The 25,464-nt window shown below is 30.2% G+C and carries 16 protein-coding genes; 14 read left to right on the forward strand and 2 right to left on the reverse strand.

The features are described from left to right. Nucleotides 1-777 (reverse strand): DNRLRE domain-containing protein (locus EG57_RS26325; protein WP_032078897.1); only part of this gene is annotated, 777 nt, incomplete at its 3' end. A 764-nt stretch (nt 778-1,541) separates the two neighbouring features. Here EG57_RS26325 and tsaD point away from each other — a divergent pair. The 10 genes from tsaD (at nt 1,542) to EG57_RS0219515 (ending at nt 17,697) form a co-directional block, all read left to right on the forward strand. Further along, nucleotides 1,542-2,567 carry a tRNA (adenosine(37)-N6)-threonylcarbamoyltransferase complex transferase subunit TsaD gene (tsaD, locus tag EG57_RS0219470; RefSeq protein ID WP_032078804.1) on the forward strand — a complete coding sequence of 342 codons (1,026 nt, stop codon included), beginning with the start codon at nt 1,542-1,544 and terminating at the stop codon, nt 2,565-2,567. A gap of 624 nt (nt 2,568-3,191) precedes the next feature. Further along, on the forward strand, nt 3,192-6,629 hold the full coding sequence (locus EG57_RS0219475; RefSeq protein ID WP_032078805.1) for a pyruvate carboxylase: 3,438 nt from the start codon (nt 3,192-3,194) through the stop codon (nt 6,627-6,629). Between the two features lie 62 nt (nt 6,630-6,691). Continuing rightward, the gene (locus EG57_RS0219480; protein ID WP_032078806.1) at nt 6,692-7,801 is read left to right on the forward strand and encodes a M20 metallopeptidase family protein; all 1,110 of its coding nucleotides are present in this window, start codon (nt 6,692-6,694) and stop codon (nt 7,799-7,801) included. A 148-nt stretch (nt 7,802-7,949) separates the two neighbouring features. Beyond that, on the forward strand, nt 7,950-8,804 hold the full coding sequence (locus EG57_RS0219485; RefSeq protein ID WP_032078807.1) for a patatin-like phospholipase family protein: 855 nt from the start codon (nt 7,950-7,952) through the stop codon (nt 8,802-8,804). A 22-nt stretch (nt 8,805-8,826) separates the two neighbouring features. Further along, complete coding sequence (locus tag EG57_RS0219490) at nt 8,827-11,754, forward strand: insulinase family protein (RefSeq protein WP_032078808.1); 2,928 nt, start codon at nt 8,827-8,829, stop codon at nt 11,752-11,754. A 273-nt stretch (nt 11,755-12,027) separates the two neighbouring features. Then, complete coding sequence (locus tag EG57_RS0219495; protein ID WP_032078809.1) at nt 12,028-13,050, forward strand: LacI family DNA-binding transcriptional regulator; 1,023 nt, start codon at nt 12,028-12,030, stop codon at nt 13,048-13,050. A 187-nt stretch (nt 13,051-13,237) separates the two neighbouring features. Continuing rightward, on the forward strand, nt 13,238-14,056 hold the full coding sequence (locus tag EG57_RS0219500; protein ID WP_032078810.1) for a purine-nucleoside phosphorylase: 819 nt from the start codon (nt 13,238-13,240) through the stop codon (nt 14,054-14,056). 90 nt (nt 14,057-14,146) lie between these two features. Beyond that, nucleotides 14,147-15,685 (forward strand): ABC transporter ATP-binding protein, encoded by a 1,539-nt coding sequence (locus EG57_RS0219505; RefSeq protein WP_032078811.1) that lies wholly within the window; start codon nt 14,147-14,149, stop codon nt 15,683-15,685. Continuing rightward, on the forward strand, nt 15,678-16,772 hold the full coding sequence (locus tag EG57_RS0219510; protein WP_032078812.1) for an ABC transporter permease: 1,095 nt from the start codon (nt 15,678-15,680) through the stop codon (nt 16,770-16,772). Before EG57_RS0219505 ends, EG57_RS0219510 begins: the two co-directional genes overlap by 8 nt. Then, nucleotides 16,765-17,697 carry an ABC transporter permease gene (locus EG57_RS0219515; protein WP_032078813.1) on the forward strand — a complete coding sequence of 311 codons (933 nt, stop codon included), beginning with the start codon at nt 16,765-16,767 and terminating at the stop codon, nt 17,695-17,697. Before EG57_RS0219510 ends, EG57_RS0219515 begins: the two co-directional genes overlap by 8 nt. Nucleotides 17,698-17,751: 54 nt before the next feature. Here the strand turns inward: EG57_RS0219515 and EG57_RS0219520 are convergent, their stop codons facing one another. Next, nucleotides 17,752-19,533 (reverse strand): carbon starvation CstA family protein, encoded by a 1,782-nt coding sequence (locus EG57_RS0219520; protein WP_029162933.1) that lies wholly within the window; start codon nt 19,531-19,533, stop codon nt 17,752-17,754. A gap of 286 nt (nt 19,534-19,819) precedes the next feature. Between EG57_RS0219520 and EG57_RS0219525 the strand changes: the two genes are divergently transcribed. The 4 genes from EG57_RS0219525 to EG57_RS0219540 are packed head-to-tail and all read left to right on the forward strand — an operon-like array spanning nt 19,820 to nt 25,255. Continuing rightward, on the forward strand, nt 19,820-21,466 hold the full coding sequence (locus tag EG57_RS0219525) for a LytS/YhcK type 5TM receptor domain-containing protein (protein WP_032078814.1): 1,647 nt from the start codon (nt 19,820-19,822) through the stop codon (nt 21,464-21,466). Continuing rightward, nucleotides 21,459-22,229: a LytR/AlgR family response regulator transcription factor gene (locus EG57_RS0219530; protein ID WP_032078815.1), complete on the forward strand. Its 771-nt coding sequence runs from the start codon at nt 21,459-21,461 to the stop codon at nt 22,227-22,229. Before EG57_RS0219525 ends, EG57_RS0219530 begins: the two co-directional genes overlap by 8 nt. 33 nt (nt 22,230-22,262) lie before the next feature. Continuing rightward, a complete protein-coding gene (locus tag EG57_RS25565; RefSeq protein ID WP_052038011.1) occupies nt 22,263-23,903 on the forward strand; it encodes a sensor histidine kinase in 1,641 nt (546 codons plus the stop codon). A gap of 23 nt (nt 23,904-23,926) precedes the next feature. Beyond that, a complete protein-coding gene (locus EG57_RS0219540; protein WP_032078816.1) occupies nt 23,927-25,255 on the forward strand; it encodes a sigma-54-dependent transcriptional regulator in 1,329 nt (442 codons plus the stop codon). The last annotated feature ends 209 nt before the right edge of the window (nt 25,256-25,464 follow it).

Below are 25,464 nucleotides of genomic sequence, written 5' to 3' on the forward strand. Positions count from 1 at the left end.
TGTAACTCCAGTTGGACCAGTCGGTCCTGAGACTCCAGTTGTACCAATTACACCAGTAGGTCCTGTAACTCCAGTTGGACCAGTCGGTCCTGAGACTCCAGTTGTACCAATTACACCAGTCGGTCCTGTAGCTCCTCCAGCTGGACCGGTTGGACCAATTGCACCAGTCGCACCAGTCGCTCCAGCTTGACCAGTTGGACCAATCGCACCAGTAGGCCCTGTAGCTCCTGCACATGAGCTATATTTTACGAGCAAATATGGTGGATTGAGATTATTCATACCTTCGTACCCAATGATTATATCTGACTTACATTCATTTCCTATAAGTGTAACACCAAAATTTTCATTACACATATTGCTCCAGCTCTGGACTAAACCTGTTATATCAATAGGTATATAACTTCCCACATCGCAATCAATTACATTAAAGAAATAAGGGGTAATGCTAGTACTTGGTGCCGTATTCCAGGTAACAGTTGATTGGTTAAAGTCATCTTCATTTTCAAATATTGTTACTTTTTGGGGTGAAAACTCATTATCAGGTTTATCTTTTCTGTTAATAAAAAGGTAGAGAATAGCACTACATATTGTACTTGAGCAAGATAAATCGATATGAAATTTTAGTAGCGTTCTATAAGCGTCTAGCTTACAGTGATTTTTAACAGTTACAAGATATTGTCCTGTAAACAATTGATTGCTGGCCCCGAAGTTTGTATTTTGATAAAATTGTGAAATATAAACACTATCAGTTGGAAAAATTATAATAGATGTGGCCATAAAAGTACTTCCTTTCTTACATGCTTCAATTTTTATAAAATATTAAACGATTCTCATGCTGTCAATTGCTAAAATAAATCAGGAAGTTTTTTCAACTTAAAACATGTGGTTTTTCTCAAATTTAATGGATTATTATCAAATTATACTGGGATTAATATTTGGTATATCTCCTTGAGAATTGAGGATAACAAAGACAATTATATCAGTGTTAAAAGCTACTCAATTATTAACACAAGGCATTGACATAACTGCTTTATATAATGGTTTTGGTTAATAGCAGATATAAGCAATATTATGTTTAATTTAAACCTAATATAATTTGAAATACTAATTCAAATAAAGTTCATTGCGATTCAAGTCATAGGAGTTTAAAATGAGAATTAGTACTAATACCAATATATTCTGTGAATATAAAATTGTTACGCTGTTGAGCTATTAGATTCTGTGCTTTCTTTTGAGCGCATGTCTCAAATTTGAGTATTTTTGGTTTTTAAAAAAGTAAATTTACAATTTTGAATTACATATAGCATAATGAAATAAGTTATTATGTATAATTTATACAACTATTTTATACACAATAAACAAAACAGTTTCATATTAAAGAACAAATACTTATAGTCTTAAAGATTTCATTATACATTATTCACCTGAATCCTATTAGAAATTTGTTAATATTGATTATAAATTCTCAATAAAGTATAATTATTGTTGATGTTTGTTAAGGTATTTAAAAGAAACTATGGGAAAATGAGTGAGGTGAGGTTATGGATAAAGATATAAAAATACTTGCTATAGAAAGTAGTTGTGATGAAACTTCGGCAGCGGTAGTAGTTAATGGTAGAAAAGTTTTATCAAACATTATAGCATCTCAAATAGATATACATACTAAGTTTGGTGGAGTTGTGCCAGAAGTAGCTTCAAGAAAACATGTGGAGGCAATAGCTGTAGTAGTTCAGGAGGCGTTAGATGAGGCTGGTGTTACTTTACAGGATATAGATGCTGTAGGGGTTACTTATGGACCGGGATTAGTAGGAGCATTGCTAGTAGGGCTTCAGTATGCGAAAGGATTAGCATATGCTATAGGAAAACCATTGATAGGTGTAAATCATATTGAAGGACATATAAGTGCTAATTTTATACAATATGAGGATTTAAAACCTCCATTTGTATGTTTAGTTGTATCAGGAGGACATACATTTATAGTGTATATGAAGGATTATGGAGAGTTTGAAGTTATGGGACAGACAAGAGATGATGCAGCAGGTGAAGCATATGATAAGGTTGCTAGAGCTATAGGACTTGGATATCCAGGAGGACCTAAAATAGATAAAATATCAAAGGAGGGAAATCCAGAAGCTATAAAATTTCCAAGAGCGAGGTTTCAAGATGGTGAATCTTTAGACTTTTCATTTAGTGGGCTTAAGTCAGCAGTACTTAATTATTTAAATCAAATGGAAATGAAAAAACAAGAAATAAATAGAGCAGATGTAGCGGCGTCTTTTCAAAAGGCAGTGGTAAGTTTTTTGGTGGACAATACAATGAAAGCTTGTAAGTTGAAGGATGTAGATAAAATTGCGGTGGCAGGAGGAGTTGCAGCTAATACCTGCCTTAGAGATACTTTGATAAAGGAAGGTAATAGTAAAAATATAAAAGTTCTATTTCCTGAATTTATATTGTGTACTGATAATGCAGCTATGATAGGAAGTGCTGCTTATTTTGAATATATTAAAGGAAATGTAGCTCCGTTAAATTTAAATGCCATACCTAATTTAAAACTTGGCGAGAGATAGTGTTAAATTATAAGAATAATGGATGAAAACAGGGAGATTTACTCAAGTTAACTAAACTTAAGTAAATCTTTTTTGTATACTTAAAAATGTAAGTTTAGTAATTGAACTGTATATTTATGCATTAAATAGCTGTAGTTAATACATATTTATTATTTTTTGTGTAGTTTTGGAATGTAATATACATTAAGTAGTGTATCAGTTATTAATATGCAATCGTTTAAATATTTATATAATTTTTTTGTATTGAGTAGTATTAATCGCGAAAATAAAATATATAGACTATACTTTATTGGGTATATGTGATATACTATATATAAAACAAAGTATATATTGTATGGTTATATAATAAATTACAATGTTTTTATATAAATAAAAAGTTGTAATAATTATTTTTATAAAAAAATGGTAAAATAATTTGAAATTTGAATGCCAAAATAAGTACTTTATTCATATATAGTTTCATACTAAAAGTTTTTACTAGAAAATGCAAGTAATTTTTTTTTACAATGCAATTGAAATAATTTTAATACTTATATATAATAATATTATGTTGTTAAAATTTATAAGAAATTATTAATAAATATTCAAGTAATTACGATTTTTATTAAAAAGGGGCTGAATGATTTGGTTAAGAAATTTAAAAGAGTTCTTGTAGCAAATAGAGGTGAAATTGCAATAAGAATCTTTAGGGCATGTCAAGAACTAGGTATAAGAACAGTAGCAATATATTCTGATGAAGATAAGCGCTCTCTATTTAGAACAAAAGCAGATGAAGCGTACTTAATCGGAAAAAATAAGGGGCCTGTAGAAGCATACTTAAATATTGATGAAATAATAAACCTTGCACTTAAAAAGGGTGTTGACGCTATACATCCTGGATATGGTTTCTTATCTGAAAATGCTGAATTTGCAAGAAAATGTGAAGAAGCTGGAATAGAGTTTATAGGACCAACAGCAGAAATGATGGAAAGTCTTGGAGATAAGATCAAATCCAAAATAGCAGCTAAAAACGCGGGAGTAGCAACTATTCCTGGAGTTCAAAAACCTATTGAATCTGAAGAAGATGCTGTAGAATTTGCAAGAGCATGTGGATATCCAGTTATGTTAAAAGCAGCTGCTGGTGGCGGCGGAAGAGGTATGAGAATAGTACTGGATGAAAAAGATCTTATAGAATCTTATAAGAGTTGTAAAAATGAAGCTAAAAAAGCTTTTGGTATAGATGACATATTTATTGAAAAGTATGTTCAAAATCCAAAACATATAGAAGTACAAGTAATTGGAGACAAACATGGTAATATAGTGCATTTGTATGAAAGAGATTGTTCTATACAAAGAAGACATCAAAAAGTTATAGAATTTACTCCGGCAATAGCACTTTCAGAAGAAAAAAGAAATATTATATGTCAAGATGCATTGAAAATTGCAAAGTCTGTAGGATATAGAAGTGCAGGAACATTAGAATTCTTAGTAGATAAAAATGGAAATCATTATTTTATAGAAATGAACCCTAGAATACAAGTTGAACATACTGTAACTGAAATGGTTACAGGAATAGATATTGTACAAAGTCAAATTTTAATAGCAGAGGGTTATGAATTAGGAAGCAAGGAAGTGGGAATAGCTTCTCAAGATGATATAAAACCAAGAGGTTGTGCTATTCAATGCAGAATAACCACTGAAGATCCTTCTAATAATTTTGCACCAGATACAGGAAAAATTGATGTATACAGAACAGGTTCTGGTTTTGGAATAAGACTTGATGGTGGTAATGGATTCACTGGTGCTGTTATAAGTCCTTATTATGATAGTCTTTTAGTTAAAACTACATCATGGTCAAGAACTTTTAATGATGCAATAAGAAAATCAATACGTGCAGTAAAAGAAACTACTATTTCAGGAGTGAAAACAAATGTAGATTTCTTAATAAATGTTCTTAATCATGAACAATTTGCAGAAGGAAAATGTGATACTAATTTTATAGCTAATCATCCAGAATTATTTGATATATCATCAAGTCCAGATGAGGAATTAAGAATATTAAAATTTATTGGAGATAAGGTTGTTAATGAAACTCATGGTCAGAAAACAGAGTTTGATGTTCCTGTAGTTCCAAAAGTTAAAATAGAAGAGCCTTTAGTAGGTACAAAGCAAATATTAGATGAAAAAGGTCCAGAAGGATTAGTTGATTGGATTAAAAATCAAAATAAGTTACTTTTAACAGATACTACAATGAGAGATGCTCATCAATCACTTATGGCTACAAGAATGAGAACAAAAGATATGGTGAAGATAGCAAAAGCCGAATCTGTAATTGGAAAAGATTTATTCTCAATGGAAATGTGGGGAGGAGCTACATTTGATGTCGCTTACAGATTTTTAAAAGAATCACCATGGGATAGATTGGTGCAATTAAGAAAAAAAGTACCTAATGTATTATTCCAAATGCTTATTAGAGGTGCTAATGCAGTAGGCTATAAAAATTATCCAGACAATGTTATAAGAGAATTTATAAAAGAATCAGCACAATCAGGTATTGATGTATTTAGAATATTTGATTCTCTTAACTGGCTAAAAGGAATGGAAGTAGCTATAGATGAAACATTAAAGCAAGGAAAAGTTGCAGAAGCTTGTATGTGTTATACAGGAGATATTTTAGATTCAGATAGAGATAAATATACTTTACAATATTATATTAACTTGGCAAAGGAAATAGAGAAAACAGGAGCTCATATTCTTGGAATAAAGGATATGTCAGCACTTTTAAAACCATATGCAGCACTTAAGCTTATAAGAGCATTAAAAAATGAGATATCCATACCTATACATCTTCATACTCATGATACTACAGGTAATGGTGTAGCAACAGTTCTTATGGCAGCACATGCTGGAATTGATATTGTAGATACTGCGCTTAACAGTATGTCAGGACTTACAAGTCAACCAGCGTTAAACTCAGTAGTAGCAGCACTTAAGAATACTGAAAGAGATACAGGTATAGATTTGGATGGTCTACAAAAGTTGTCAGATTACTGGGCTGCAGTAAGACCTGTATATCAGCAATTTGAATCAGGCTTAAAAACTGGAACAGCAGAAATATACAAATATGAAATACCAGGAGGTCAATATTCTAATTTAAAACCACAAGTGGAAAGCTTTGGACTTGGTCATAGATTTGATGAAGTAAAAGAAATGTACAGAAAAGTAAACCACATGGTAGGAGATATAGTAAAGGTTACTCCATCATCTAAGATGGTTGGTGATTTAGCTATATTTATGGTTAGAAATGATATAACACCTGAAACTATATTGGATAAGGCAAAAAATATGACTTTCCCTGACTCTTCAGTAGCATTTTTCAAAGGTATGATGGGTCAGCCTATGGGAGGATTCCCTGAAGAGCTACAAAAAGTAGTATTAAAGGGAGAAGAACCTATAGTATGTAGACCAGGAGAAATGTTGCCTCCAGAAGATTTTGGAAAAATAAAAGTTAATTTAAAAGAAAAGTTCAAAATGGAACCAACAGACAAAGATGCACTAAGTTATGCAATGTATCCTGATGTATTTGAAGGCTATTTAAAATATGTAAAGGAATATGGCGATTTAAGCCGTATGGGAAGTGACATATTTTTCCATGGATTAAGAGAAGGTGAGACTTGTGAAGTGGAAATAGCTGAAGGAAAAGTGCTAATTGTTCAACTTCTTGAAATAGGAAAAATTGATTCACGTGGAAACAGAATAGTGGTATTTGAGATAAACGGAAATAGAAGAGAAGTAAAAATCAAAGATAAGGTTAGCAGCAGCAGAATTGAAAGTGCTGGTGAATCAATAGCTATGGCAGATCCTGATAATGAAAAAGAAATAGGAGCAAGTATTCCAGGAAATATAGTAAAAGTACTTGTAAAAGAAGGAGATGCAGTAAAAGAAGGTGGAAGTTTAGTTGTAATTGAAGCTATGAAAATGGAAACTAATATTGTAGCTACAACTTCAGGAACAGTTGAAAGTATATTTGTTAGCCAAGGCAAACAGGTTGAATCAGGACAATTGTTAATTAAGCTTAAATAGTGTAAAAATAACTCTGCCTTAGAATGGTAGAGTTATTTTTATATGAAGGAGATGAAAATATAATGGACTTAAAAAAACTAATAGAAGAGAATATGAATGAAATAATAGATATAAGAAAAAAGCTTAATGAAAATGCAGAATTGTCCTTTGAAGAATATAAAACTAGTAACATAGTAAAGAATTTTTTGGAGAAGCTAGATATAAACACTAAAGTTTTATTTAATACAGGAATAGTGGGAAATTTAAATGAAGGTGAAGAAGCTATTGCTATAAGGGCTGATATGGATGCTCTACCTGTAAATGGGGTATCGCATGCGTGTGGTCATGATTATCATATGGCTGTAGTTTTAGGATGCGCTCTAATTTTGAAGAAGTTAGGGTATAACAAATGTGTTAAATTTATATTTCAACCTGGTGAAGAAGGCACAGGAGGAGCAGCTCCAATGATTAAAGAAGGCGTACTTGAACATCCAAAGGTTAAATACATAATAGGACTTCATGTGTGGCCTAATTTAGAAGTTGGAAAAATAGAGGTTATATCAGGACCTTCTATGGCTTCAGTGGACGACTTTTTCATAACCTTTCATGGAAAAGGAGGTCATGCTGCTATGCCTCATTTATGTAATAATCCAATATATCCAGCATTAGATCTTATACAAACTGTAAATAATAAGGTACGCTTAAAAAATAATCCATTAGATCCATTTGTAATTACATTTGCTTCAATGAATGCAGGTGATGCACCTAATGTAATTGCTGATAATGCTGAAATATCGGGTACAGTAAGAACCTTTAACAAAAAAATTAGAGAAAGTGTTAAGAGGGATATAGAGGATTTGTCTAAGCTTTGTGGAGAAAAATATAATTGTGATGTATCTATAAAATATCAAGATGGATATCCGCCATTGATAAATGATAAAGACTTTACAGATAAGTTCATAGAAAGTGCCAAGGATACTTTAGGAAAAGATAATATACTTCCACTTGAGAAAAGTTTTGCAGCAGAAGATTTTTCGTACTTTGCAGAAAAAGTTCCTTCTATACACTTTAGGTTAGGTATATGTAATGAAAAACAAGGAAGTAAAGCATTACATTCTAGTAATTTTGATGCGGATGATAGAGCTTTATATTATGGAGTATATTCAATAGTGAAATTTATACTATCATTATAAAAATATTAGCCACGTTTTATTAGAAAAGCTGATTGCTTAATGTAATCAGCTTTTTAGATATAATGTGAAATGCACATAAATTATATGATATAATAAATTACATTAAATAGTATAAATTTTGATTGTGAAATTAAGGATGTGAAATGCCATGAAAAACCTAGGTTTAGTTCTTGAAGGTGGTGGAATGAGAGGAGTTTATACCTCTGGCATATTAGATTTTTTTATGGATAAAAATCTATATTTTCCATATGTTATAGGGGTTTCAATGGGAGCTTGTAATGCAGCCTCATATATTTCTAAACAAAAGGGAAGAAATAAAATAATAAACATAAACTATGTTAATGATAAAAGATATTTAAGCTATAGAAGATTGTTACTAGAAAAGGAATTATTTGGGATGGATTTTATATTTAAGGAAATCCCCAATAATTTAGAAATCTTCGATTTTGATACTTTTTATAACGCTAAAGAAAAATTTGTTATAGGTGCTACAGATTGTAATTCAGGTAAACCTGTGTATTTTGAAAAAAATCAGTGTAAAGATCAGGTACTAAAAGTAATAAGAGCATCTAGCAGCTTACCTTTGCTAAATTCTATAGTTAATTATGAGGATTTGCAATTACTAGATGGTGGCATATCAGATCCAATACCAATAAAGAAGTCTATGCAGGATGGTAATTCAAAAAATGTAATAATTTTAACTAGAAACAAAGGATATGAAAAAAAACCTTTTAAATTTAAACGCTTATTAAAAATTGCATATCCTAAACACATAGGATTAATAAAAGCTCTGCTAAATCGTTATAAAATATATAATGAAACGATAAAATATATAGAGGAGCTTGAAAAAGAAGGCAAAGTTTTTGTAATTAGACCAACTGAAAAGTTAGAGGTAAGAAGAGTAGAAAGAGATAAGAATAAATTGAATTATTTATATGAGCAAGGATATGAGGAAGGAAAAAGGAGCTATGATAAATTAAAAAAATGGATTGAAATAGAGTAAACTCGAAAGGAGAACAGAAAATATGGAATTAGAAATAGGTAAAGTTTATGAAGGATTTAAATTAGTAGAGAAGAAGGATATTAATGAAATTAACTCTACAGGAATCTTATTTGAACATGAAAAAAGTGGAGCTAGATTATTTTACTTAAAAAATGAGGATGACAACAAAGTTTTTTCTATAAGTTTTAGAACGCCTCCAAAGGATAGCACAGGAGTTCCGCATATATTAGAACATTCTGTATTATGTGGTTCAAGAAAGTTTCCTTTAAAGGAGCCTTTTGTAGAATTAATCAAAGGTTCTATGAACACTTTTTTAAATGCATTTACATTCCCAGATAAAACTATGTATCCTGTAGCTAGCAGAAACAATAAAGATTTCTTGAACTTAATGAATGTTTATTTAGATGCAGTTTTTTATCCTAACATATATAAATACAAGGAAATTATGATGCAAGAAGGATGGCATTATGAGCTAGAGAACAAGGATGCAGAAATTTCATATAAGGGTGTTGTATATAATGAAATGAAGGGTGCGTTCTCATCACCTGAATCTATATTGTTTAGAAAAATTTCTGAGTACTTATTTCCTGACACACAATATGGAGTTGAATCAGGAGGAGATCCAGATTTTATACCTAATTTAACACAGGAACAATTTTTAGCTTTTCATAAAAAGTATTATCATCCGTCTAATAGTTATATTTATTTATATGGTGACATGGACATTATTGAAAAGTTAAAGTTTTTAAATGAAGAATATCTTAAGGATTTCACAAAGGAAAATGTAGACTCAGAGTTATTATTTCAAAAGCCTTTTGAAAAGATTCATGAAAATACTATAAAATATCCTATATCCAGCACTGAAAAAGAAGAAGATAAGACATTTTTGAGTATGAATTTCTCTGTTGGAAATGCTACAAACACTGAAATATATCTTGCTTTTGATATACTAGAACATTTACTTTTAGAAACACCTTCTGCACCATTAAAAAAGGCATTGATTGATGCTAAAATAGGAAAAGATGTTTTTGGTTCTTTTGAAGGTGGCATTCTTCAACCTATGTTTAGTATAATTGTTAAAAATTCTAATGAAGATCAAAAAGAAAAGTTTGTAAATATAGTTAGAGATACTTTATCTAAGCTTGTAAAGGATGGAATAGATAAAAAGCTTATAGAAGCATCTATAAATATAAAAGAGTTTCAACTTAGAGAGGCTGACTATCAAGGATATCCTAAAGGACTTATATACAGCATGAAGGCTATGGACAGCTGGCTATATGATGAAAAACCATGGATTCACTTAGCATATGAAGATACTTTGAATAAAATAAAAACATCGTTACAAACAAGATATTTTGAAGATATTATAGAAAAGTATATATTGAAAAATAATCACGGTTCTATTTTAATTGTAAAGCCAGCTAAAGGATTAGAAGAAGAGAAGGAAGCAGCAATAAAAAAAAGATTAAAGGAGTACAAAGAAAGGCTTTCAGATAAAGAAATAGAAGAACTTATTAATAATACTAACGCATTAAAGGAAAGGCAAGTAGCTCAAGATTCTCCAGAGAACTTAAAGAAAATACCACTTCTTTCAATAGAAGATATTGATTTAAAAGCTAAAAAAATTAGTTTAATTGAAAAAGAAGAAAATGGAGTCAAAGTACTTTATCATCCTGAGTTTACTAATGGCATAATATATATGAATATGTATTTTGATACAGAAGGTGTTAAGGAAGAAATGCTGCCTTATGTATCAATATTAAGTACTGTAATAGGAAAATTAAGTACTGAAAAATATCAGTATGAAGATTTAGTAAAAGAAATTAATATTTATACTGGTGGTATAAGGTATGCAGCAGAAACTTATGCTGAAAAAGGAGACTGTGATAAATTTTATCCTAAGTTTGTTGTAAAATCTAAGGTGCTAACAGGTAATATATCTAAGCTAATAACTTTGCTTGGAGAAATAATAGGTTATACTAAGTATGATGACTATAAACGTATTAAAGAGATAATTCAAGAAACAAAATCACGTTTAGAGATGATAATGTTTGAAAAAGGTCATATTGTATCAGCAAGTCATTTATTTTCCTATTTTTCACCTATGGGTAAATATGATGATATAATAAGCGGTTTATCATTTTATAAATTTATAGCTGATTTGGAGAAAAATTTTGATGAAAAAGCTGAAGAAATCAGTAATAATTTAAAAGAGGTTGCTGAAACTATTTTTAATAAAAATAATTTAATAGTTAATGTTACTGCAGATGAAAAAGATTATGAAACTTTCGCAAAGGAGCTTCCTTTAGTTTGCCACGAAATTGGAGACAGTAGAATAACAAAAGTTGAATATAAATTTGAATTTGCACCTGAAAATGAAGGTTTGATGACTTCTGGAAAAGTTCAGTATGTAGCTAAGGCTTATAATTTTATAAAACTTGGATATTCATATACAGGAGGCCTATTAGTATTAAAGACTATAGCAAATTATGATTATTTATGGAATAGAGTGCGTGTTCAAGGTGGCGCTTATGGAAGCTTTGCAGCATTTCAGAAAAATGGGAATATGTTCTTTACATCTTATAGGGATCCGAACTTAAAAGAGACCATTAATGCTTATGATAATGCAGGAGAGTTTTTCAAAAAGTTTGATGCAGATGATAGGCAGATGACAAAATATATCATAGGAACAATATCAGATTTAGATTTTCCATTAACTCCTTCTATGAAGGGAGAACGCGCAGCTGAACAATATATTAAGCATATTAAATATGAAGACATACAAAAGGAAAGAGAAGAAGTACTAAATGTTAAAATCGATGATATAAAAGGATTTGGAGAAATGATATCCAGTGCAATGAAAAAGAATTATGTATGTGTTATAGGTAATGAGGAAAAAATAAAACAGAATAAATCATTGTTTAATAATTTAGTGAATTTATTTGAATAAGTATTTTATATTGTGAATTTTAAGGAACTGTTACATTTCCTAGTGTGACTGTTCCTTTGCATTGTAAAAGATGAAATAAAGCTGCTTTGTAAAAATTAATATACAGAATAATAAGACAATATAAAAATTTTATTGAGGTATATTCAGAAATGTAGTATATTATATATGAAACCGGTAACATACTTTCTTTATGTATTTAAATTAAGCTTACTAATTACTTCATGGTAATTAAAAAAGTTTATAATTATCCTATAGAAATGAGGAGAAATTAAAGTGCCAGCAACAATAAAAGATATTGCACAAAAGTCAGGAGTTTCATTAACGACAGTATCAAGGGTTTTGAATAATTCAGGATATGTTAAGGAAGAAACTAAGAGAAAAGTTTTAAGTGCAATAAATGAATTGAATTATACTCCTAGCGCAATAGCTAGGAGTTTATCTAAGAATAAAACTAATACTATAGGAGTAGTGATACCTGAAATAAATAACCAGTTTTATGGTGAAGTTATAAAGGGTATTAGCGAAGTTGCAGTTGAGTATAATCAAAATATAATACTATGTAATACTGATAATGATATAGAAAAAGAAGTAAAGGCATTAAAAGTACTTAAAGAGCAAAGAATACAAGGAATAATAATTGCACCAACTTCTGTTGAAGATGATTTTAATAGTGAATATTTAATTACTATTGAGCAGCTAGGTATACCTATAGTATTAGCAGATGGACATGTAAAATATGCTGATTTTAGTGGAGCATTTGTGGATAATATTAAAGGTGCATATGAATCTACGGAGGCTTTAATAAAAGCTGGACATAAAAAAATTGCGATAATTACAGGAAGAATGAATTCTGACGCAGCACAAAATAGACTGATAGGATATAAAAAAGCTTTAGCTCTAAATAATATACCTTTTAATGAAAAATACGTATTTAAAGGTGATTATGGGGAAAAATTAGCTTATGAACTTACAAAAAAAATGTTGTTAATGCAGGATAGACCAACAGCAGTGTTTATTAGCAGTAATAAAATGACTATTGGATGTATAAAAGCACTTACTGAAGAAGGATTAAAAATACCGAAAGATATGGCCTTAATTGGATTTGATAGAATTGATATTTTAAATTCCTTGGGAATGAATATCAGTTTTGTTGATGGGCCTACAACAGAATTAGGCAGTACAGCTATGAAAATTCTTATGGAAAATATAAAAAATATAGAACATTTTAAAGTGAAAAAGATTACAATTGCGCCTAAATTAGTTCTAAAAGGATCAGAAAGATTCATAAAAAAGTAAATTATTAAAAAGTATTTTACAAGTAATTAAAAAAATTTGATATAATAAATTTTAGAGAATTTTTATGTGGAAGCGGTTACTCTTTATTGTGTAAATTTTAAAATTTATATTTTTAATATATAGATAAAGATATAATTTTTTAAAAATAATTTTTAAATCAAATAGAGTTTAGGAGGTATAGTACAATATGACTTTGGAAGAAAACATAAAAGAAGCATCAAAGTATATACTGGAAAAAACAAAGCATAAACCAGAAATAGCGCTTATTTTAGGTTCTGGTCTTGGTGCTTTAGCAGATGAAATAGAAAATGCAGAATACTATCCATACAGTGAGATTCCTAATTTTCCTATTTCAACTGTTCAAGGACATGCTGGTCGATTAGTTGTAGGAAATTTAAAAGGAAAGACAGTTATAGCGATGCAAGGAAGATTCCATTATTATGAAGGATATGCAATGCAAGAAGTTACATTTCCTATTCGTGTTATGAAGCTTTTAGGAATTGAAAAATTAATAGTTACTAATGCTGCAGGAGCCGTAAATGTGAATTATAAGCCTGGAGACTTAATGCTTATAAAGGATCATATTAATCTATCAGGGAACAATCCTTTAATTGGGAAAAATTTAGATAGCTTTGGAACTAGATTTCCTGATATGTCAGAAGCATATAATAAAGAACTAAGAGAAAAAGTAAAGAAGATATCTGAACAACTTAATGTACCACTTCAAGAAGGTGTGTATGCTTGCATGAGTGGACCAACTTATGAAACACCAGCTGAAATTAATATGATACGAGTTTTAGGTGGAGATGCTGTTGGAATGTCTACAGTGCCTGAAGTAATAATAGCTAATCATAGTGGTATAAAAGTTATAGGAGTTTCTTGTATTACTAATATGGCTGCAGGAATACTAAAGCAGCCACTAAATCATAAAGAAGTAATGGAAACCTCAGAAATTACAAGAGAAAAGTTTGTAAAACTTATGAAAGGTATTGTAGAATCAATTTAAAAAATATAATTTATGAAAAATTAAAATATCTTTTAATTGAAGGGAGGGCACTGGTTACAATGTTATTAGGGTTGGTAACCAGAAAAATTAATGGAAAAAGTAATTGAAATGGTTGGGATAACCAAAGTTTTTCCAGGAACTATTGCAAATGATAATGTAAATTTTGAATTGCTGCAGGGAGAAACACATGTATTATTGGGGGAAAATGGAGCAGGAAAAACCACACTTATGAACATACTTTATGGTTTGTATCAACCAGAAAAGGGTGAAATACGTGTAAATGGCAAAGAGGTAAAAATTACAAATCCCAATGATGCTATAAAGTTAGGTATAGGAATGGTGCATCAACATTTTATGTTGGTTAGCAATTTTACAATAGCTGAAAATATTGTTTTAGGTATAGAACCTAAAAAAGGCTTAAAAATAGATATAACTAAAGCTTGTAAAGATGTAAAAGAAATTGCAGATAAATATGGCTTCAATATAAATCCAAAGGATATTATAGAAGATATTTCTGTAGGTCAACAGCAAAAGGTGGAAATATTAAAGGCTTTATACAGAGGAGCGGATGTTTTAATATTGGATGAACCTACTGCAGTGCTTACTCCACAGGAAATAGAAGAATTGGGCGTTATTATAGATAATCTTAAAGCAGAAGGAAAATCGGTAATACTTATAACTCACAAATTAAAAGAAGTTATGAAAATGAGTGACAGAGTAACTATAATAAGAAGAGGAAAAGTTACAGGAACAGTTAACACTAAGGAAACTAATATAGATCAGTTAGCAGAACTTATGGTAGGTAGAAAAGTAACTTTGGTTGTTAATAAAAATGAAGCAAAATTAGGTAAAGAAATTTTAAATATAGAAAACATAGAAGCAAAGGACCATAGAGGTATAATGGCAGTAAAGGGTGTAAGTTTAACGGTTAGAGCAGGAGAAATAGTTGGTATAGCAGGAGTAGATGGAAATGGTCAAACGGAGCTTGTAGAAGTTCTAACTGGACTTAGAAAACCAGAGTCAGGAAATATAACATTGAATGGAATAGATATATCTGGTAAATCTCCAAGAAAAATTGCAGACTCTGGTGTAGGACATATTCCAGAAGATAGGCAAAAAAGAGGACTTATACTACAATACTCTTTATTTGAAAATGCCGTACTTGGTACTTATCATAAAAAACCTTTTAGTAAGGGTATAGTAATGAATTACAATGAAATACGTAAGTATTGTAAAAACATTATAGAAGAATTTGATGTAAGAACTCCAAATGAAGAAGTTACAGCAGCATCGCTCTCTGGAGGAAACCAACAAAAGCTTATAGCAGCAAGAGAAATAGCAAAGGACCCGGAACTTTTAATTGCATCTCAGCCAACAAGAGGCATAGATGTAGGAGCTATAGAATATATACACAAAAGATTGGTACAGGAAAGAGATAAGGGAAAAGCTGTACTTTTGATATCACTTGAGTTAGATGAAATATTAGCTTTATCAGATAAAATAGCTGTTATGTATGATGGAAATATAGTTGATATATTAGATAGAAAAGATGCAGATGAAAAGAAACTAGGAATTCTTATGGCTGGAGGAACCTTAGATAAGGAAAAGGAGGTAAAAACCGTTGAATAATAATAAAATAAAACAGGCAGTGATAAATGTTATAAAAAGTTTAGCATTTCCTTTATTTTCAATAATTGTTTCATTTTTTGTAGCAGTATTTTTTGTAATGTGGTCAAAAGGATATGGAATAGGAGATTACTTTACTGCACTAACAGATTTAATTGGAACTATAATAAATGGAAGTTTTGGAGATACTGCTAAAACTTTAGAAACAATGGTTTTTGTAACACCTTTAATATTTACAGGAGTAGCAAATGCTATTGCTTTTAAATGTGGACTATTTAATATAGGAGTTGAAGGACAATTTACAATGGGACTTATAGCAGCTGCCATAGTAGGTTTAATACCTGGATTAAGTCCATGGGTACATGTACCTCTAATAATACTTTCAGGTATTATAGGAGGAGGAATCTGGGGAGCAATACCAGGTTACCTAAGAGCTAAGTATGGAACTAGTGAAGTTATAAATACGATAATGATGAATTACATAGCTTTAAATGTAGTTAATATTATAGTGCTTAGGACTCCTATTGGTGTTGCATCAAAAGCATCTACACCAACTATACAAGCAAGTGCTCAACTTTTAAAGTTTACTGGAAGTAGTAGAGCAAATATAGGACTTATATTTGCGCTTATATGTGCTGTTTTTATATATTGGTTACTTTGGAAAACAACTATAGGATACGAGATAAGGGCAGTAGGTTTAAACCCATTAGGAGCAGAATATGGTGGGATAAATGTAGCAAAGAATGCAGTACTAGCAATGGTTTTATCAGGAGCTATTGCAGGTATTGGTGGAGCTTGTCACTTGGCAGGAGTCATGTATAATGCAACAGATTTAATGGCTAACATTGGATATGGATTTGATGGTATGGCAGTTGCTCTTTTAGCGAAGAGTAATCCAATAGGATGTATACCAGCGGCTATATTATTTGGAGCATTAAACAGCAGTTCAAGAATACTTCAATTGAATTCAATACCAAAGGAAATAGTTTATTTGATTCAATCAATTGTAATTATATTTGTAGCCACAGACTACATAGTTAAATACTTAGAGAATAGAAAGAGAAGAAAGGGGGTAATTGCAAATGGATAAGGTAACACTTATTATAATAATACTGGCATCTACCCTAAGAATGGCAACACCTTTAATATTTGCAGGCCTTGGAGGTGTATTTTCAGAAAAATCAGGAGTTGTAAATATAGGACTTGATGGTATGATGACAATAGGTGCTTTCTTCGCAGTTTTTGGTTCTTATGTTACGGGAAGTCCTATAATGGGAATTTTATTTGCAGCAATAGCAGGTGGACTTTTAGCTTTGATACATGCTTTTCTAAGTATAACTTTAAAAGCAGATCAAATAATATCAGGTACTGCTATAAATTTATTTTCAACAGCTTTTGCTAGTTTTCTTATATTTAAAATATTTAAAAAAGGTGGTCAAACAGATATAGTAACAGGACTTCCTTATGCAATACCGGCAGCTGTAAAGGAGATTCCTGTAATAGGGCCATTTTTGGCAGGATTAAACTGGTTTGTAGTACTTGCCATAGTACTTGTATTTGTAGCAAACTTTGTATTGTTTAAAACTCCTATAGGACTTAGAATAAGAGCAGTAGGAGAACATCCAAGTGCAGCAGATACATTAGGTATAAATGTTTATAAAATTAGATATTCTTGTGTAATACTTTCAGGAATACTTGCGGGTATAGGAGGAGCTGCTTTATCAATAGGTATGACTCCAGTTTATAAAGAAGGAATGGTGGCAGGACGTGGATTCATAGCACTAGCAGCTATGATATTTGGTAACTGGAAGCCAAAAGGAACTATGTGGGCATGTTTACTATTTGCTTTTGGTAATGCTTTAGAAATAAATGCTCAAAGCCTTTCGCTAAATATACCAACAGAAATTTATTCAATGATACCTTATATATTAACAATGCTTGCACTTGCAGGGTTTGTAGGAAAAACCACAGCACCAGCTGCAGATGGGGCACCATACGAAAAAGGACAAAGATAAAAAATAATCCACATTGTGAATAATTAATTGCTCACAATGTGGATTGCTTTTTTATTAAGCTGTAGTGCTTTCAGATGATTTTATTTTCTTCAAATCTTTAATCCATACTTTAGCACTTTCAAATAATATAATTAATACAAGTACTATAAGTATGACAGACATACAAGCTAATAATGTTTTACCCTGAGGTATATAATTAATTAATACATTTTCTATGCAAGCAGTTATTGTTATTACAGTTATACATATCATTGGTATAAATGTAATTAAGGCATACATTGGTTTGCCTTTCTTTATAATTATTGTAGTACCTATAGCGAAGGCTATAGCCGATAACAATTGATTAGCAATACCGAACAAAGGCCATATTGTATTTACATTACCTGTGAATAACAGATATCCCCAACTAAACGAGATTAAAGCACTAAAGAATACAAGATTAAACCAAGATTCTTTGTTTCCAAAAGGTTTATAGAACTTAGCACATAAGTCTTGAAGTAGATATCTTCCTATTCTTGTACCAGAATCTATAGTAGTTAATATGAACAATGCTTCAAACATTATACAGAAATGATACCAGTAAGACATTAAGCTCTCAAGTCCTGGAAGTTTGTAAAATACGTAAGACATACCAACTGCTAAAGATACAGATCCGCCTGTTCTTCCAGCTAAGTTTTCACCAACCATTTGTGAAAGCATTGGAAGTTCTTTAGGTATCATATGAAGTTTAGCAAATGCTGCTGGTGCTGAGTTTATAGCAAAATAATCAGCTGTTGGCAGGCAAGTTGCTGCAATTAGTGCCATTAAAGCTATAAAGGATTCAAAAAGCATAGCGCCAAAACCTATAGGAAGAATGTCACGCTCATTAGCTATAAGCTTAGGGGTTGTACCTGTACTTATTAATGCGTGGAATCCAGATAAAGCACCACAGGCTATTGTAATAAATAAGAATGGGAATACTTTACCAGGAACTACAGGACCTCCACCATTTACAAAGTTAGTAACAGCTGGCATTTGGATAGTTGGTCTAACAAATATTATACCTATTACTAAGAATCCAATAACACCAATTTTCATGTATGTGCTTAGATAATCTCTAGGAAGTAATAGAAGCCATACAGGAAGAGCTGCTGCAAGAAAACCATATATTGCAAGTATTAAAGACATTTGCTTAGCATTAAAAGTTAAATATGGTGCTAAGGCAGTATGTTGAATATATGGACCTGCAATAACTCCAACCATTATAAGAACCATACCAATAATTGTAGCTTCAAGAATTTTGCCAGGTCTTAAAAATTTTAAATACAAACCAACTAAGAAAGCAACCGGAATAGTAAAACCAACTGTAAAAGTACCCCATGGACTGTTGTAAAGCGAGTTAACAACTGGTAGTCCAAGACCAGCCATAGCAATTATTAATATAAATAATACAGCGATAGAAGTAACAAATCCCATTCGATTTCCAAGATTTGTTCTAGCAATTTCAGCAATGGATTCTCCATCGTGTCTAACTGATGCAAATAGTAGCACCATATCATGTACAGCACCAGCAAGTGCACCTCCAATTAGAATCCATAGTGTTCCAGGAAGATAACCAAACTGTGCGGCAAGAACAGGTCCAATAAGTGGTCCAGCTCCAGCAATTGCTGCAAAATGGTGACCAAAAAGCACTAGCTTATTGGTAGGGACATAATCACGTCCATCTTCATGTGTTTTAGATGGGACTTCTCTAGTTTCATCTAAAACTAATACTTTAGCAGCTATCCATGATCCATAAAATCTGTAAGCTAAAATTAATACAAGTGCACCGATAATAACAAGTACGATCGAATTCATAGTATAAGGCCCCCCTTAATTAATAATATTATTTTTGCAAACCTTTACAATAAAATAAAAGATTACAAGAAAATAATATAACATTCTGGAGAAAAAAAAATGTATATATGGTTGAAAGATAAAAAAAAGGAGGTGTATGGTAAAATATGATAGGTGTTTGACATGATAAAAAAAGAATAATCTGAAAATTAAAATGCATTTTTATTTGATCAATATTAGGCATTGCATTTATACCTTCCTTTAAAGTAGTATAATAATATACTTAAATAAAAGGAGGTGAATAAAATTGATATATGTGCAATTATTGGAACGTATGGCACTGATTGCTCTAGCAGCATATATATATAATCAATTGCATATGTTTAAAAATTTGATTAAGGATGAATTCAAGATTACAGATAAAATAATTATGATTATATTTTTTTGTTCATTATCAATAATAGGAACATATACAGGAATAAGTTTGGAACCTTATGCCATAGCAAATACTAGACCTATAGGAGCAATAGTAGCAGGATATGTTGGTGGGCCAGTTATTGGAATAATAGTAGGTATAATAGCAGGTACACATAGGTACTTTATGGGTGGATATACTGCTTTAGCTTGTGGAATTGCAACAGTAATAGAGGGAATTACAGGAGCTTTAGCAAGAAAGTATTCAAAAAATGGTGATTTTAGTGTAAAAAGTGGATTTATAGGTGCAATTGTAGCTGAGATGCTGCAGATGGTAATGCTGCTGATTTTTGCAAGACCTCTACCAGATGCGGCAAGTTTAGTAAAATTTATAGCTTTACCTATGATAACGATAAATTCTATAGGAGTAATTATTTTCTTAAATATAATACAGAATGCAAGAGATGAATATAATAGAATTGGAGCTATTCAAACTCAAAAAGTGTTAAAAATTGCAAAAAAAACTATGGATTACATGAGGCAAGGATTAAATCAAAATACTGCAAAAAGTATATCAAAAATTATATATGAGACAACAGATACTAAAGGAGTATTCATAGGAGATAAGAAAGAGTTTCTTAGCTATTGTGGTAGAGGTGTTGATGAAGAAAAGTTGAAAATGAAATTGAAGGTATATTATGAAACTCCAGATTATAGTTTAATTAAATTTATAAGTAATAATAAACCTACATTTTTTGTATGTGCTCCATTTTTAATATCTAATACTAGCTTTGAAGGAGTTTTAGGGCTAGAAGTTGATTTAGGAAAGGAAAATGACAAATATGTATGGAAATTTGTTAAAGAATTAAGTGAATTACTTTCTACTCAAATAGAATTATATAAAGTAAATAAGCTAGCAGAAGAGGCTTCTACTGCTGAATTTAGAGCTTTAAGATCTCAGATACAGCCACATTTCTTATTTAATGCTTTAAATACAATATCCTCTTTTTGTAGAACTAATCCTTTAAAGGCTAAAGAATTGATTATAGATTTGTCTAATTATTTTAGACAAACTCTTAAAAGAGAAGAAGATTTTGTTTCGTTGAAAGATGAACTCGAATTTATACAATCTTATTTATCTATAGAAAAAGCTAGATTTGGAGAAAGACTTAAAATCATTATAGATATACCAGAAAACCTAATGAATATTAAAATGCCTGTATTTATGCTTCAACCTATAATAGAAAATTCTATTAAACATGGGATATTGCCTAAGCCTTTAGGAGGATCTGTTTTTGTTAAAGCTAATTGCTGTGGTGAAGAAGTGATATTTTTAATTGAGGATACAGGAGTTGGTATGGATGAAGAAACATTAAATCAGATTGTAAATAATTGGCCAGGCATAGGACTTAAAAATGTAAATGAAAGATTAAAATTATTATACGGAGAAGATTATGGCTTGAAAATAGATACAAACATAGATAAGGGTACTAAAGTCCAATTTTTAATACCAAAGGAGGTAAAATCTGTCGATGGATAAAATAAAATGTGTTGTGTTAGAAGACGAAATTCCAGCAGCAGAAGAACTTAAATATATATTATCTCAACATGAATTAATAGATATAGTAGGAATTGGTTATGATGGCGTTAGTGGACTAGAACTTATTAAAAATAAAGAGCCTGAGGCTGTTTTTATGGATATAAATATGCCGCTCCAAAATGGAATAGAACTTGCAAGAAAGGTTAGAGAATTTAATGAAAACATATATATAATTTTTGTTACAGCCTATGAGGAACATGCGGTACAAGCTTTTGAAGTAAATGCACTTGATTATATTTTAAAACCATTTGATGAGAAAAGGATAGATATTACTGTAAAAAGATTAGTAAATAAATTTAAAAATAAAACTATAGATGAAGAAAAACTTCCTGATATTATAAACGATATAATAAATAAAATCGATAAAGAAGAAAGAATTGTAAAGAAAATACCTTGTGAAAAAAACGGAAAAATTGTATTAGTAAACATAAAAGACATATACTATTGTTACATAAAAGATGAAAAAACTTATGTTAAAGCTAAAGATGGTACATATTTAGTTGGTTTTACACTTCAACAAATAGAAGGAAAAACTGATTTTTTTAGAGCTCATAGAAGTTATTTAGTGAATATGGACAATATCAAGGAATTATACTCTTGGTTTAATGGTACTTATAAGTTAGTAATGGATGATAATAATAGATCAGAAATACCTATAAGTCGTAACAATGTGAAGAAGTTAAAAGAGATAATTGGAATTTAGAACAAATGAAAATTTAGATTAATTGGTGATTATATGAAGTTTGAAAGATTATCTATGAAAATAAAATTAACCATATTTTTTGCTTTACTCTCAGTTATTTTATTTGTATCAGTAGGCTTGTTATTTTTTGAAAGTAATAAAAAAATTGTAATAGATGCTAAACAAAAAGAATTTAAAACCCTTTCTAAGGAAACAGCAAATAAAATAGAAAGATTTTTCTTTGAAAGATATGGTGATATAGAAGTAATGTGTAATTCATCCATATTGAATAGAAATGACATAGATGAAAACATTAAGTTGGGGTATATAAAAAGTGTTAGAAATGCATACAAAACATACGAATATATTTTAACTACAGATAATTATGGAAATATAAAAACTATTTCAGGTAATTTAAAAGGAGATTATAACTATAAAAAATGGATAGATAATGCTAGGAATAATGAATTTTTTGTATCGGATTTTACTTATATCCCACAAGAAAAAGCATATTTTATTTATTTTATAGCACCTATAAAAGATGATACAGGTTCAGTAACTGGTAAGATAGTAGAAAAAGTAGAACTTGATTCCATAACGGATATAGTGAAAAATGTTGGTCTGGATAAATCTGGGAGCGCTTATCTTGTTTCAAATAATGGAAGCTATATATTATATAATAGGAAAAACAATCCTCACATAAATTTAAATGCAGAACAAGGAAAGGTATACTATAATGAATATGATGGACGTAAATTTGTATATACTTTTTATCCAATAAAAAAATATGAAACTCAAAAAAATACTTGGTATCTTGTGATAGAACAGCCTGAAAAGGATGCTTTTGAAGTTAGCTACAACTTAAGAAATTTTACTTTGGTTGTAATTATAATTTCTATATTTATAATATTTATTGTAGCACTTATAGCTTCTGAAAAGATAACAAAACCATTTAAAATAATGAATTTAAACTTAGAATCTATGGAACAAAGAGTTATAAAGATCTCTAATGAATTAGAGATAAGTGTGATGCGAGCCAAAAGTTTAGAAGCTTTAGCAACTATGTCTGCAGGTATGGCACATGAAATAAGAAATCCATTAACATCTATAAGTGGATATGCTCAATATATTCAATTAGAATTATCAGAAGATAATAAACTTCAAGAGGATATATCCATAATAATTAATGAAGTTGATAGATTAAATAGAATTGTAGATAGGTTTTTAAGTTTTGCTAGACCTAAGGAGTTAAGTTTAAAATCAGAAAGTATAAATGATATAGTAGAAGATGTCAAAAAAATATTAAGTAATGATACGTGTTGCAATAATATAAAGTTAAATGTTAATTTAAATAAAGTACCTAATATATTAATGGATAGAGACCAAATATACCAAGTAATACTTAATATAGCCATTAATGGTGTTCAATCTATGCCATATGGAGGAAGTTTAACTATAAATACAGGGTATATAAAAATGTCAAAAATAATTTTTGTGGATATAGAAGATACTGGAGTTGGAATATCAACTGAAGATTATGATAAAATATTTCAACCATTTTTTACTACTAAAGATAAAGGAGTTGGATTAGGACTTCCTATTTGTTTAAGAATAGTTGAAAATCATAATGGATTTATTGAAGTTGCTAGTAATGGAAAAAAAGGTACAAAGTTTACTATAAAAATTCCAATGTGATGTATATTAAGGTAGGAGATTTTATGTTAGAAGTTAGTATTTTAATTGCAGATGATGAAATAAATGTTACTAAATTATTGGAAAAGGTTCTTGTGAAAGAAGGATATAATACATATATAGCTTCTTGTGGTAGTGAAGCTTTAAATATAATACATAATCATCATATAGATATTGTAATCACTGATATTAAGATGCCAGGAATGAGTGGTATAGAGCTTTTAAGTGAAATAAAGCTAATGGATCCAAGTATAGAGGTAATATTAATTACAGCTTTTGCTACTATGAACACTGCAATAGAAGCTTTGAAAATGGGTGCTAGAGATTATATAACAAAACCTTTTAATTTAAAGGATGTAATTGAATCAATAAAGAATATAGCTGGAGGCAGTAAAGTATTACAACAATTAGAGCCTATAGATAATTATTTTTTAAGTAAAAGTAAAGGTATGGAAGAAATTCTTCGCCTTATAAAGCAGATAGCGGATACTAAAACTACTATAATGATATATGGAGAAACTGGAACAGGTAAAGGGTTAGCGGCACAAGCTTTGCATAATCTAAGTTGTAGAAAAAACGAACCTTTCATAAAAGTAAATTGTGCAGCTATACCAGAAACTTTATTAGAAAGTGAGTTATTTGGGTATGAAAAAGGTGCATTTACAGGAGCAGTTGTAAATAAGCCAGGAAGATTTGAGTTAGCCAATGGAGGAACTATATTTTTAGATGAGATAGGAGATATTACACCTCTTATGCAGGTGAAATTGCTAAAGGTAATGCAGGAAAAAGAATTTGAAAGATTGGGTGGAATAAAAACAATAAAAACCGATGTTAGAATTATAGCTGCTACCAATAAAAACTTAGAAGATATGGTCAATGAAGGACTTTTTAGACAGGATTTATATTATAGATTGAATGTAGTACCAATAAAGATGCCGCCACTTAGAGAAAGAAAAGAAGATATACCTTCTTTAGTTGAATATTTTTTAAAAAAATGTTCTTATTCGTCTGAAAAAAGAAAGAAAAATATCTCAAAAGATGCACTAATGCAACTCATAAAGTATAATTGGCCAGGAAATATAAGGGAATTAGAAAATGTAATTGAGAGATGTGTAGTGATAACTAATTTAGAGGTTATAGATGTAAACGATATTCCAAAATATATATGGGAATCAGATAAATGTGATGGTGTTAATCAAGGAAAATTAAATGATGTAGTAGATGTAGCTGAGAAGAATATTATAATTAAAGCTTTAGAAGAGTGTGAAGGAAATAAGACTAAGGCATCTGAAATGCTAGGTATAAGTAGAAGATCTTTACATAGAAAAATAAGTAAGTATAATATAGAAGATTAGCAAAATGGGACATTTGTGTCACTGTGTGACACAAATGTCCCATTTTTTATTTATAAAAATGTATTAATATGCAATATAAAATGTAAAAAATAATTTAATGTAAGTGGAAGTCGCATGAATACACAGAGTAAACATTTTCATAAAGAATGGCATACAATTTGCTATAAATAGCTAGGTATCAATAATTAAACTATATTACCTAAGGAGGA

This window comes from Clostridium drakei (assembly GCF_000633595.2).
Classification (GTDB): domain Bacteria; phylum Bacillota; class Clostridia; order Clostridiales; family Clostridiaceae; genus Clostridium_AM; species Clostridium_AM drakei.

Coding starts and splice junctions, on each gene's coding strand:
- EG57_RS0219480 (WP_032078806.1), top strand. CDS start 6,692: ATGGACTTAAAAAAACTAATAGAAGAGAATATGAATGAAATAATAGAT.
- EG57_RS0219520 (WP_029162933.1), bottom strand. CDS start 19,533: ATGAATTCGATCGTACTTGTTATTATCGGTGCACTTGTATTAATTTTA.
- EG57_RS0219530 (WP_032078815.1), top strand. CDS start 21,459: ATGGATAAAATAAAATGTGTTGTGTTAGAAGACGAAATTCCAGCAGCA.
- EG57_RS0219515 (WP_032078813.1), top strand. CDS start 16,765: ATGGATAAGGTAACACTTATTATAATAATACTGGCATCTACCCTAAGA.
- EG57_RS25565 (WP_052038011.1), top strand. CDS start 22,263: ATGAAGTTTGAAAGATTATCTATGAAAATAAAATTAACCATATTTTTT.
- tsaD (WP_032078804.1), top strand. CDS start 1,542: ATGGATAAAGATATAAAAATACTTGCTATAGAAAGTAGTTGTGATGAA.
- EG57_RS0219485 (WP_032078807.1), top strand. CDS start 7,950: ATGAAAAACCTAGGTTTAGTTCTTGAAGGTGGTGGAATGAGAGGAGTT.
- EG57_RS0219540 (WP_032078816.1), top strand. CDS start 23,927: ATGTTAGAAGTTAGTATTTTAATTGCAGATGATGAAATAAATGTTACT.
- EG57_RS0219490 (WP_032078808.1), top strand. CDS start 8,827: ATGGAATTAGAAATAGGTAAAGTTTATGAAGGATTTAAATTAGTAGAG.
- EG57_RS0219500 (WP_032078810.1), top strand. CDS start 13,238: ATGACTTTGGAAGAAAACATAAAAGAAGCATCAAAGTATATACTGGAA.
- EG57_RS0219505 (WP_032078811.1), top strand. CDS start 14,147: ATGGAAAAAGTAATTGAAATGGTTGGGATAACCAAAGTTTTTCCAGGA.